This window comes from Streptomyces sp. NPDC045899 (assembly GCF_056431485.1).
In genome coordinates this window covers 61,357-73,293 of the sequence record NZ_JBWKKP010000022.1, presented here as the reverse complement: position 1 = coordinate 73,293, position 11,937 = coordinate 61,357, and the positions used below count along the sequence as shown (strand labels likewise).

General features: G+C 72.2%; 11 protein-coding genes. 2 read left to right on the top strand and 9 right to left on the bottom strand.

Annotated elements, in window-relative coordinates:
* Positions 1-2: 2 nt before the first annotated feature.
* Positions 3-1,406 (bottom strand): peptidase C39 family protein, encoded by a 1,404-nt coding sequence (locus tag AC07FT_RS27635; RefSeq protein WP_479178552.1) that lies wholly within the window; start codon positions 1,404-1,406, stop codon positions 3-5.
* Between the two features lie 176 nt (positions 1,407-1,582).
* Between AC07FT_RS27635 and AC07FT_RS27630 the strand changes: the two genes are divergently transcribed.
* Both AC07FT_RS27630 and AC07FT_RS27625 read left to right on the top strand, forming a co-directional pair.
* Complete coding sequence (locus AC07FT_RS27630; RefSeq protein ID WP_479178550.1) at positions 1,583-2,257, top strand: uridine kinase family protein; 675 nt, start codon at positions 1,583-1,585, stop codon at positions 2,255-2,257.
* A gap of 409 nt (positions 2,258-2,666) precedes the next feature.
* On the top strand, positions 2,667-4,568 hold the full coding sequence (locus AC07FT_RS27625) for an AAA family ATPase (protein WP_479178549.1): 1,902 nt from the start codon (positions 2,667-2,669) through the stop codon (positions 4,566-4,568).
* Between the two features lie 144 nt (positions 4,569-4,712).
* On the opposite strand, the gene AC07FT_RS27620 is transcribed toward AC07FT_RS27625, so the two are convergent.
* From AC07FT_RS27620 to AC07FT_RS27585, 8 genes are all read right to left on the bottom strand, one after another.
* Entirely contained in the window at positions 4,713-5,858 is a 1,146-nt protein-coding gene (locus AC07FT_RS27620) for a hemolysin family protein (protein ID WP_479178548.1), read from the bottom strand.
* Positions 5,855-7,276 (bottom strand): hemolysin family protein, encoded by a 1,422-nt coding sequence (locus tag AC07FT_RS27615; RefSeq protein WP_471205294.1) that lies wholly within the window; start codon positions 7,274-7,276, stop codon positions 5,855-5,857. The genes AC07FT_RS27620 and AC07FT_RS27615 overlap by 4 nt, the downstream gene beginning before the upstream one ends.
* Positions 7,277-7,521: 245 nt before the next feature.
* Positions 7,522-7,974 carry a PH domain-containing protein gene (locus AC07FT_RS27610; protein WP_471205296.1) on the bottom strand — a complete coding sequence of 151 codons (453 nt, stop codon included), beginning with the start codon at positions 7,972-7,974 and terminating at the stop codon, positions 7,522-7,524.
* Positions 7,975-8,024: 50 nt separating this feature from the next.
* A complete protein-coding gene (gene hisG, locus AC07FT_RS27605; RefSeq protein WP_471205298.1) occupies positions 8,025-8,873 on the bottom strand; it encodes an ATP phosphoribosyltransferase in 849 nt (282 codons plus the stop codon).
* Between the two features lie 82 nt (positions 8,874-8,955).
* Positions 8,956-9,228: a phosphoribosyl-ATP diphosphatase gene (locus tag AC07FT_RS27600; RefSeq protein WP_254741959.1), complete on the bottom strand. Its 273-nt coding sequence runs from the start codon at positions 9,226-9,228 to the stop codon at positions 8,956-8,958.
* Positions 9,229-9,264: 36 nt separating this feature from the next.
* The gene (gene ribH, locus AC07FT_RS27595) at positions 9,265-9,750 is read right to left on the bottom strand and encodes a 6,7-dimethyl-8-ribityllumazine synthase (RefSeq protein ID WP_362445718.1); all 486 of its coding nucleotides are present in this window, start codon (positions 9,748-9,750) and stop codon (positions 9,265-9,267) included.
* 87 nt (positions 9,751-9,837) lie between these two features.
* Positions 9,838-11,196 (bottom strand): bifunctional 3,4-dihydroxy-2-butanone-4-phosphate synthase/GTP cyclohydrolase II, encoded by a 1,359-nt coding sequence (locus AC07FT_RS27590; RefSeq protein ID WP_471205404.1) that lies wholly within the window; start codon positions 11,194-11,196, stop codon positions 9,838-9,840.
* A gap of 80 nt (positions 11,197-11,276) precedes the next feature.
* Entirely contained in the window at positions 11,277-11,936 is a 660-nt protein-coding gene (locus AC07FT_RS27585) for a riboflavin synthase (protein WP_471205300.1), read from the bottom strand.
* Position 11,937 lies beyond the last annotated feature (1 nt).

Here is an 11,937-nt window from a genome sequence, read left to right as displayed (position 1 = left end):
TGTCACCGGATGCCGAGCTCCTCCAGCACGCGGCGCTGGGCGGCGGTGGGCGTGGCCGGGAAGTAGAGGTAGCAGACCCCGCCGGTGCCGGAGACCACCTTGCCTTCGGCGTTGTACCGCTTGGTGCGCAGCCAGATGTTCTCCCACTGGCGCCGCTTGTAGATGTGGCGGACGGCCTCGTTGCTGGGCGAGGCCGGGTCGTTGGCGATGACATCGCCCTCGGCGGTGAAGCCGACGACGGTCATCAGGTGGCCGGCGGTGCCGTAGCCCGCCCCGTCCAGCTCGGTCTTCAGGAAGGACTGCGAGGTGATCAGCGGGATGCCCGCGCCGATCAGCTTCTCGGCGTCGGTGAGCGAGCCGAGCCGGGTGACCACGCCCTGGAGGTCGCGGTAGGTGGCGGCGTACGCGGCGTTGAACGGCCAGTTGCCGCAGCCCTCGTACTGGTAGTCGAAGGTGGCGCGGGCGGCGTGGCAGACCTGGGGATCGGCGTAGTCGGGGTTGACCCAGGCCAGGTCCTCGGCGGTGGGGGTGCGGCCCCAGTACTCGACGATCATCTGCGAGGAGGTGGGACTGCACCATGCCTCGCCGCCGTTGTCGTACTCGGGGTACTGGCCCTTGTGGATCTCCTGCGAGTAGCGCGGGACGGTCAGTTCCCGCCCGCCGTCCAGACCCGGGGCGGAGGCGGGCACCTCGAAGCGGTCGGGCACGTCCGAACCCATCGCGCCCACCCGCCACACCGTGGGGGTGAGCTTGGTGCCGGGCTTGCGGTGGAGGGTGAGCCGGATCCGGTAGGAGACCAGCCGCAGTCCGCTCGCCGGGGCGTCGACGGAGAGGGTGTCGGTCCACACCGAGCTCTTGTCGTCGCTCTGGTCGTCCACCGAGGTGCGCCGGATGGAGTCGGCGCCGTCGCCGGAGGCCCAGCGGCCCATGACGTACCAGGGCGTACTGGTGGCGTCGGAGTAGGTGCCCTTCAGCTCGGCCTGGATCCAGGTGCCGGCCGGGGTGCGCGCGTTCCAGGAGACGATCGCCTCGGTGGCGGGGACCTGGAGCTTGTGCACCGGGGAGGTCCAGGTCGCGTACTCCCACCGGGCCTTGGTGCCGGTGTGCGGGTCGGTGTAGTCCGTGCTGCCCGCGGGGGTGGAGATCACGATGCCGGGGCGGGACCCGGACTGGACGCGGACGCCCTTGGCGGTCCCGGCCTTCCAGTCGGCGCCGCTGCTCCAGCCGTGGTACTCCGCGACCTCCGGGGCCCTGCGGCGCTTCGGCCCGCCGACCGCGACCGGCTCCCCGGCCGGGCGGGCCGTCCCGGCGGCCGAGGCGGCGGAGGTGGAGACGGCGACCGCGCCGGCGACGCCGAGCGCGGCGGTGAGCACGGAACGGCGGGGCGTGGATCCGGATCTGCTCATACGGGGTTCCCCCAGTCGTCGTCCAGTCGTCCATCGGGGCGGCGGATACGTGACCGTCGCCCAACTATGGCCGCTGCGGATGGTCTCGGACCAGTGATTCCCCTCCCGCGGGCTCATCAATATTGGTGTGGACCAGTGGAGTGAACGGGAGGGCGGGCGCCGTAGGCTGGGCGGCGATGGACTCACCCGAACCGACCGGCGCACCCGGCACGGACGCCCCCACCGGCACCACCGGCACCACCGCCGGGCTCGACGCACTGGCCCGGCGGCTGCGCGCCCTGCCGCCCTCCTGCGGCCCGGTGCGGCTCATCGCCGTGGACGGCCACGCCGGATCGGGGAAGACCACCTTCACCGGGCGGCTCTCGGCGGCGCTCGGCGGCGCCCCGGTCCTGCACACCGATGACCTCGCCACCCATGACGAGCTGTTCGGCTGGGCGGAGCGGCTGCGCCACCAGATCCTCGATCCGCTCGCCCGGGGCACCACCGCCCGGTACGCCCCGTACGACTGGGTGGCGCGCCGCTTCGCGGCCGGGGAGCGGGAGCTGGACCCCGCGCCGGTCGTGCTGCTGGAGGGGGTGGGCTGTGGCCGCCGTGCCGTACGGCCTTCCCTGGCGCGGCTGTTGTGGATGGATCTGCCCGACCACCTCGCCTGGCGGCGCGGTGAGCGCCGGGACGGACCGGAACAGTCCGCATTCTGGGACGGCTGGCGACACGCCGAGCGACTGCACTTCACCGCCGACCCCTCGCGCCCCTTTGCCGACACTCTGGTGGCAGAGGGAAAAGAGGGGTACATGTTGCTGCCGGGACCGGCGGAGGTCGACCGAGACGAGACCTCTCCTCACTCAGCGTGATCCGGCGTGGCCGACCGGTCCGCACCCGGTGCCCGAGGTGCGACGCGTGCCCCAACTCGGCTTGACCTGGGGGCCATACAGGTCTTACGTTCTCAATGTGCGACTCGTACGAGTCGCCCCACAACGCGAAGCCCCCGGTTGTTCCCCCGTGATCGGGGGCTTCGTCCTGTCTGGGGCCGGTTTTCCGATGCCGTGACCAGCACGTATCTCACCCTCGGTGACCATGGACGTCCGACCGGTCATGGCCGTTCGCGCCCCCTATACGCCCCCGGCGCACACCGGGTCGGCATTGTGCGATTGCGACGAACAAGAGTCCGGCACCCTCGGCCGGTGCCGTTTGCGCCGGTACGATGCCCCAGGGGCAGTCGCCCTTGCGGCATCCACGGGGGCAGGGGTTGTGGGGGACGTGATGGATTTCGGCACGCAAGGATCGCACGCCCCGGCCGATCTCGCCTGGCTGCGGGCCGTCGACGCCTACACGATGGGCGCCTACGCACAGGCCGAGGAGGAGTTCCGGGCCGCCGTGCGGCACGACCCCGCGATGGCCGACGCCTGGCTCGGGCTGCACGCGCTCCGCGCCGACACCGCCACCGCCCTGCTGCGGATGTACCGCCACCGCGACCGCTTCGGGGAGCAGCGCGCCCGCCACCGCCGCACCCTCAACTCCTGGTATTGGCTGGGCTGGTGGGTCCAGCCGGTGCTGGAGACCAGCCGCGATCTGCTGCTCGCCCACGCCTCCCACTGGCTCGACGGCCGCCACGTCCCCGAGCTGGACCGGGCGCTGGCCGGGTGCCCGCCGGTGGAGGCGGACCCCCAGGCCCGCTTCCTGCACGCCTGCCGTGCCTATCTGGTCAAGGACTGGGAGCAGTTGGTGCGGCATACCGAACCGCTGCTGGACGATCCGCTGCTGGGCATCGAGGCGGGGCTCTTCGGCGGGATGGCACGGGTCCGGCTGGAGATGTTCGGCCAGGCCGAACCACTGCTCACCGCCGCGCTGATGCGCTGCCGCAGCGAACAGCCGCAGCGCAAGGAGCTGCGCTACTGGCTCGCCCGCGCCCATGAGGGCACCGGGCGCAGCGCCGCCGCGCTCCCCCTGTACCGCGCGGTGCACCGGATCGACCCCACCTTCATGGACACCTCGGCGCGGCTGGCGGCGATAGCCGAGTCCGACGGTCTTGACGAGCCCGCCGATCTGGCGGCCGTCTCCCTGGCCGGGGCCGGCGGCCAGGACGCGGCCGACCTCCGCGACGCCATGGCCATCGACCCCGACCCGCTGCCCACCGCCGATCCGGGCGACGGCCGTGAGCCGCGGACCGGCGGCGAGGCCGGTCCCGGGGGCGCGGCGCTGCTGGGCTCCGCCGTGGTGGGTTCCGGCGGCACCCGGGAGCGGTCCGGACCGCCCGCCCCGCCGGGCCCCTCGGATCCGGCACTGCTGGAGAGCGCGTTGCGGGAGCTGGAGCGCATGGTCGGTCTGGAGCCGGTCAAGCGGCAGGTCCGGGCGCTGTCCGCACAGCTCCATATGGCGCGGCTGCGCGCCGGGCAGGGCCTGCCGGTCCAGCCGCCCAAGCGCCACTTCGTCTTCTCCGGCCCCTCCGGCACCGGCAAGACGACCGTGGCCCGCATCCTGGGCCGGGTCTTCTACGCGCTCGGACTGCTGGGCGGGGACCACCTGGTGGAGGCCGGACGCGCCGATCTGGTCGGCGAGTACCTCGGCCAGACGGCGGTGAAGGCCAATGAGCTGATCGACTCGGCGCTGGGCGGGGTGCTCTTCGTCGACGAGGCGTACAGCCTGTCCAACTCCGGCTACAGCAAGGGCGACGCCTACGGCGACGAGGCGCTCCAGGTGCTGCTCAAGCGCGCCGAGGACAACCGCGACCGGCTGGTGGTGATCCTGGCGGGCTACCCCGAGGGCATGGACCGGCTGCTGGCCGCCAACCCCGGTCTCGGCTCGCGCTTCACCACACGGGTGGACTTCCCCAGCTACCGTCCGCTGGAGCTGACCCGCATCGGCGAGGTGCTGGCCGCGGAGAACGGCGACGGCTGGGACGAGGAGGCCGTGGAGGAGCTGCGCAGCATCAGCGGCCATGTGGTGGACCAGGGCTGGATCGACGAACTGGGCAACGGCCGCTTTCTGCGCACCCTGTACGAGAAGAGCTGCGCGTACCGGGATCTGCGGCTGTCGGGGTGGACGGGCACCCCGACCCGGGACGATCTGGCCACCCTGCGGCTGCCGGATCTGATGCAGGCGTACGGGGAGGTCCTGTCGGGCCGCGGTCCGATGTACCGCGACCCGCAGGACCCGCTGTCCTGACCGCAGCCGCCCCTTGAACCACGACCTCCGCCGAGACGGACCGGCTGGGGCTCGGTGCCCCGAAGGGGCGCGGGGAACTGCGCGACCGGCCACGACGCATCCGCGGACGGACGACAGCGCCTCACGGCACTTCCCGCGAAGCGCTCAGCGCGCCACCATCGCGTGCTGCTCCGCCGGTTCCTCCCCGGAGGGCCGCGCCGGCTCCCGGCCGGACGGCTCCGCGGAGGCACCGCGGGGCTCGGTCACCCGGCGGCGCTTCCCGGACCGGTGAGCGGGGTCCCTGACCTCGCCGACCAGCATCTCCAGGACGTCCTCCAGTGCGACCAGGCCCAGCACCTTCCCCGAGGCGTCGGTGACGGCCGCGAGGTGGGAGGCGGCCCGGCGCATCACGGTGAGCGCGTCGTCGAGCGGCAGTTCCGCCCGCAGGGTCTCGATCGGCCGCCAGACGTGCTGCGGTACGGCACGCTCCCGGAACTCCAGGTCCAGGACATCCTTCACATGCAGATAGCCCATGAAGGCGCCACCGGGACCGCGTACCGGGAAACGGGAGTAGCCGGTCCGCACGGTCAGCTCCTCGATCCGCCGGGGGGTGACCGAGGGATCCACCGTGACCAGGCCCGCCGGGTCGAGCAGCACATCGGTGACCGGGCGGCTGCCCAGCTCCAGGGCATCGGCGAGCCGCTCGTGCTCCCCGGGTTCGAGGAGTCCGGCCTGCCGGGAGTCCTCCACCAGATGGGTCAGCTGCTCACTGGTGAAGACCGCCTCGACCTCGTCCTTGGGCTCCACCCGGAACAGCCGCAGCACCACCCGGGCGCAGGCCCCGAGCGCCGCGGTGACCGGGCGGCACAGCCGGGCGAAGCCGACCAGGCCCGGGCCGAGCCACAGCGCGGTCTTCTCCGGCGCCGCCATGGCCAGGTTCTTCGGCACCATCTCGCCGATGACCAGGTGGAGGAAGACCACGACGGCGAGCGCGATGGCGTAGCCGAGGGGGTGGACCAGCCCGGCGGGCAGATGGGCGGCGTGGAAGACCGGCTCCAGCAGATGGGCGACGGTCGGCTCGGCGACCGCGCCGAGGGTCAGCGAGCAGACGGTGATGCCGAACTGGGCGGCCGCCATCATCTGCGGCAGGTTCTCCAGACCGGTGAGCACCGTGCGGGCCCGGGCGGAGCCCTCGGCCGCGCGCGGCTCGATCTGGCTGCGGCGCACCGAGACCAGGGCGAACTCGGCGCCCACGAAGAAGCCGTTGGCGAGCACCAGCAGGGCGGCGAAGAGCAGTTGGACGAGACTCATCGCTCGGTTCCCTTCCCGGCGGCGGCACCGGCGGCCGTGCTGGCCGCCGGACAGGTGGCGGTGGCTGCGGGGGCGGTGCCCTGCTGCCCCACGGGCGTACCCGCCTTGGCGCGGACGATGCGCACCAGCTCGGCCCGGTGGTGGCCGACCTGCCGGACCGCCAGTTTCCAGCCGGGCAGCTCGGCGGTGTCGCCGGGGACGGGGATCCGCGCCAGCAGATCGGCGACGAGTCCGGCGACGGTCTCATAGGGACCGTCGGGAGCCTCCAGGCCGATCCGGCGCAGGGTGTCCACGCGGCAGCCGCCGTCGGCGTCCCAGGCGTGACGGCCGTCCTCCATGGCAATTTGCATCAAGTCGGGCATATTGGACGCTTCATCGTCATGTTCGTCGCGGACCTCGCCGACGAGTTCCTCGACGATGTCCTCCAGGGTGACGACGCCCGCCGTACCGCCGTACTCGTCGACGACCACGGCTATCGGCTGCTCACTGCGGAGCCGCTCCAACAGCGGCTGGACCGGCAGGGTCTCCGGAACCAGCAGCGGGGCCTGGGCGATCCGGCTCACGGGAGTGCGCAGCCGGTCGTGCGCGGGCACCGCGAGGGCCTCCTTGAGGTGCACCATCCCGATGACCTCGTCCAGCCGGTCCCGGTAGACCGGGAAGCGGGAGAGCCCGGTGGCGCGGGTGAGGTTGAGCACGTCCTCGGCGGTGGCCGTGGACTGGAGCGCGCTCACCCGGACCCGCGGGGTCATCACATGCTGCGCGGTGAGGTCGCCCAGGGAGAGGGTCCGCACGAAGAGATCGGCGGTGTCCTGCTCGATGGCGCCGGCGCGCGCCGAATGGCGGGCGAGCGAGACCAGCTCACCGGGGGTACGGGCGGAGGCCAGTTCCTCGGTGGGCTCCACGCCGAGCATCCGCACCAGCCGGTTGGCCACCGTGTTGAGCAGGGCGATGACGGGCCGGAAGAAACGGGCGAAGGCGTACTGCGGGCCCGCCACGAACCGGGCGACCTGGAGCGGCCGGGAGACGGCCCAGTTCTTGGGCACCAGCTCGCCGATGACCATCTGCACGGCGGACGCCACCAGCATGCCGATGACCACGGCCACACCGGGGACGGCCCCGTGCGGCAGACCGGCGGCCTCCAGCGGCGGGGTCAGCAGATGACCGAGCGCGGGCTCGGCGAGCATGCCGACCACCAGGGAGGTGATGGTGATGCCCAGCTGGGTCCCGGAGAGCTGGAAGGACAGCTCGCGCAGCGCCTCGACGACGGTGCGGGCGCGCCGGTCGCCCTCGTCGGCGGCCCGTTCGGCATCCGGCCGCTCCACGGTGACCAGGCCGAACTCCGCCGCCACGAAGAAGCCGTTGGCGAGGATGAGAACGAGTGCCGCACAGAGCAGCAGGAGGGACAGGGTGATGCTCATGCCGCCGCCTCGAAGCCGGCGGCGGCGCAGGTACTACAGGACGATCCGTCCATCTGCGGAGGGAGTCACTCCTCGGGTCGCAGGGGAGCCCGCCGGCCGCGCGGGGGGAGCGCGGACATGGGAAGGCGGGGCGGGGCACCGTTCGGCCCCGGCAACAGGGTAATCAAGGATGGGGCGTCACGGGCAGGCCCCTCGGGCCGATGGAGTGCCGCCCAGCCGCCGCGGCCGGGCCGCGGCGGCGGGAATCAGGCCGATTCACCACCCGTGCCGTGCTTCTCGGCCAGGGCCCGCAGCGCCCGCGCGTCGTGGATGGCGCGCTCCTTGGCGATGCCCGGCTGGATGCCCATCGCGGGCAGGCTGGTGCCGTCGGCCAGGTCCAGGAAGACCCACGGATCGCCGGGCCGCAGATTGACCCGGAGCACCTCGGCCCACTCAAGACGGCGCCGGGTGGTGAGGTTGACCACGGTCACCCCGTCCGTGTCGGCCATCACCTTGGGACGGCTGAGCAGCAGCAGCACTCCGAAGAAGATCAGGCCGGTGATGGCGAAGCTGGCCTTCTCCCCCGGGCTCAGGCTGTCCAGGAGCAGTCCGACCGCGGTGAGCGCGATGACGACGGCGGTACCGACGGTCAGCAGGACCGCCCGGGTCCTGGTCGGCCGGAAGGTGACGGGCAGGGCGGGCAGGGGCGCGGAGGACACGTGGCCGGTCTCTCGTGGGAGGCGGATGGGCTGGGGCGGCGGGGGCCGGGTCAGAGCCGGCAGGCGTGGATCCCGGTGGTCAGGATCGCCCGTGCCCCCAGGTCGTACAGCTCATCCATGATCCGCTGGGCGTCCTTGGACGGGACCATCGAACGGACCGCGACCCAGCCCTCGTGGTGCAGCGGGGAGACGGTGGGCGACTCCAGACCGGGGGTGAGCGCCACGGCGCGCTCGACGTGCTCGACCCGGATGTCGTAGTCCATCATCACGTAGCGCCGGGCCACCAGGACGCCCTGCATCCGGCGGAGGAACTGCTGCACCTTGGGGTCGTCGGTGGGGGCGCCGGTGCGGCGGATCACCACGGCCTCGGACTGCAGGATCGGCTCACCGATGATCTCCAGCCCGGCGTTGCGCAGGGTGGTGCCGGTCTCCACGACATCCGCGATGATCTCGGCGACGCCGAGCTGGATGGCGGTCTCGACGGCGCCGTCGAGGTGGACGACATCGGCGTCGACCCCGTGGTCGGCCAGGTGCTTGGTGACCAGTCCGGCGAAGGAGGTGGCCACGGTCTTCCCGCCGAACTCGCTCACGTCCTGGGCGGTGCCGGGGAGCGTGGCGTAGCGGAAGGTGGACCCGGCGAAGCCGAGCTGCATGATCTCCTCGGCCTTGGAGCCGGAGTCCAGCAGCAGATCACGGCCGGTGATACCGATGTCCAGCCGGCCGGAGCCGACGTAGACCGCGATGTCCCGGGGCCGCAGGAAGAAGAACTCCACGTCGTTGTCGGAGTCGACGAGCACCAGTTCCTTGCGGTCCTTGCGCTGCCGGTAGCCCGCCTCATGGAGCATCGCCGACGCAGGCTCGGACAGTGAACCCTTGTTGGGGACGGCGATGCGCAGCATGAGCGTTCTTTCCTTCGGTAGCGATCGGTGCGAGAGAGGTGTGACTCGGGACGCGGAGGGGTGACGGGGCGGGCGCGACGGCTCAGAGATGAGCGTAGACGTCATCGAGGGAGAGGCCCTTGGCGACCATCATCACCTGAAGGTGGTAGAGGAGCTGGGAGATCTCCTCGGCGGTCGCCGCGTCGCTCTCGTACTCGGCGGCCATCCACACCTCGGCGGCCTCCTCCACCACCTTCTTGCCGATGGCATGCACACCGGACTGGAGCAGTTCGGCGGTGCGGGAGGTGGCGGGATCGGCCGTGGCGGCCTTCTGCTGGAGCTCGGTGAAGAGCTCCTCGAACGTCTTGTTGGCCATGATGCCCGCCATCCTACTGGTGCGGGCCGACCCGGCTCAGCGCCAGGGTTCGGCGACCGAGCGCAGGGTGGTGGCGGTGGCGACAGCGGCGGTGACCGCCTCGTGGCCCTTGTCCTCGCTGGATCCGGCGATCCCGGCCCGGTCGAGCGCCTGCTCCTCGGTGTCGCAGGTCAGCACGCCGAAGCCGATGGGGACCCCGGTGTCCACGCTGACCTGGGTGAGGCCCTGGGTGACGCCCTGGCACACGTACTCGAAGTGCGGGGTGCCACCGCGGATGACCACGCCGAGGGCCACGATCGCGTCATAGCCGCGGCCCGCCAGGACCTTGGCGACCACCGGCAGCTCGAAGCTGCCGGGCACCCGCAGCACGGTGGGCTCGGAGATGCCGAGCTCGCCGAGGGCGCGCAGCGCGCCGTCGACCAGTCCGTCCATCACCTGCTCGTGCCACTGGGCGGCGATGACTGCCACGCGCAGGTCGCCGCAGTTCTTCACGGACAGTTCGGGGGCGCCCTTACCGCTCACGTCTCTCCTCGGTGCGTGTTGTGCCCGCGTACGGGTTCCGTACGGGTCGTGCTGATGGGGGTGGTGGGTCGTGGTGTTCGCCCGCGGCTACTGGTTGCCGCAGGCGGACACGGGTTCGGCGCGGTCGCCGTCCAGCCAGGGCAGGTCGTGCCCCATCCGGTCCCGCTTGGTCCGCAGGTACCGCAGGTTGTGCTCCCCGGCCTGGACCGGCATCGGCTCCCGGTCCAGGACCCGCAGACCGTGGCGGACCAGTGCCGTGGTCTTCTCGGGGTTGTTGGTCATCAGACGCAGCGAGCGCACACCGAGGTCGGTGAGCATCTCCGCGCCCGCGGCGTAGTCCCGGGCGTCGGCGGGCAGTCCCAGTTCCAGATTGGCGTCCAGGGTGTCCCGGCCCAGCTCCTGGAGCTGGTAGGCGCGCAGCTTGGACAGCAGTCCGATACCGCGTCCCTCGTGGCCGCGCAGATAGAGCACCACGCCGCGGCCCTCGGCGGCCACCCGCTCCAGCGAGGCGTGCAGCTGGGGGCCGCAGTCGCAGCGCAGCGAGTGGAAGACGTCGCCGGTGAGGCATTCGGAGTGGACGCGCACCAGCACATCCTCGCCGTCGCCGATCTCACCGCTGACGAGCGCGATGTGCTCGACGCCGTCGGCCGTCGAGCGGTAGCCGTACGCCTGGAAGTCCCCGAAGGCGGTGGGCAGCCGGGTCTGGGCCTCGCGCCGCACCCCGGGCTCCAGCGCCTTGCGGTGGGCGATCAGGTCCTCGATGGAGATGATCGCCAGATCGTGCTTGCGAGCGAAGGCGACCAGGTCCGGCAGGCGCAGCATGGTGCCGTCCTCGCCCGCGATCTCCACGATCGCGGCGGCCGGGCGCAGCCCCGCGAGCCGGGCCAGATCGACCCCGGCCTCGGTGTGGCCGTCCCGGGAGAGCACCCCGCCGGGACGGGCGCGCAGCGGGAAGATGTGGCCGGGGCGCGCGAAGTCGCCGGGGACGCTGTGCGGATCGGCCAGCAGCCGCAGGGTGGTGGCCCGGTCGGCGGCGGAGATACCGGTGCTGACGCCGTGCTCGGCGGTGGCGTCCACCGAGACGGTGAACGCGGTGCGCATGGACTCGGAGTTCTGCTCCACCATCTGGGGCAGCTCCAGCCGGTCCAGGTCGGCGCCCTCCAGGGTGGCGCAGATCAGCCCGCGGCACTCGGACATCATGAAGGCGACGATCTCGGGAGTGATCTTCTCGGCGGCGACGATGAGGTCGCCCTCGTTCTCCCGGTCCTCGTCGTCCACGACCACGACGGGGCGCCCCGCGGCGATCTCGGTGATGGCCCGCTCGACGGAGTCCAGCGCCAGTTCGTCGGGCCACTGCCCGCCGGTGCGGACGGCGCGCGGCGCGGGGGCCGGCTCCGGCTGCGGGTCGGCGTGCTGCGGCGCGGTCTGCGCGGATGCCTCGTTCATGGGGCTCCTTCCGGGAACGGGCGCGCTCGCGGTCTCGCGGTGGATCGTTCGGGGTCCGGCGTCCAGCCGGTCGACGGTGGTCATGAGACGGCCTCCTCGGCGGTTCCGGACGTGGAGCTGGGGGCGGCGGGGCCCTGGGCGCGGTCGCCGAGCATCCGCTCGACGTACTTGGCGACCACGTCCACCTCGAGGTTGACCGGGTCACCGGGCTGTTTGACGCCGAGGGTGGTGAGGGCGAGCGTCGTCGGGATCAGGCTCACGGTGAAGGAGTCGGGGTCCGCGTCGACGACGGTCAGGCTGATGCCGTCGACCGTGATCGAACCCTTCTCCACCACATAGCGGCCGAGTCCGGCGGGCAGCGAGATCCGGACGATCTCCCAGTGCTCGGAGGGCGTGCGCTCGACGATGGTGCCGGTGCCGTCGACGTGGCCCTGGACGAGGTGGCCGCCGAGCCGTCCGCCGAGCGCCATGGGGCGCTCCAGGTTGACGCGGGAGCCGACGGTGAGCGCGCCGAGGCTGGAGCGGTTCAGGGTCTCGGCCATCACATCGGCGCTGAACTCGCCGCCTCCGGGACCCTCCTGGCGGTCCACCACGGTGAGACAGACGCCGTTGACCGCGATGGAGTCGCCGTGCTTCGCACCGTCGGTGACGACGGGGCCGCGCACCAGGAAGCGGGAGGCGTCGCCGAGGTTCTCGACGGCGACGATCTCACCCAGTTCTTCGACAATTCCGGTGAACACT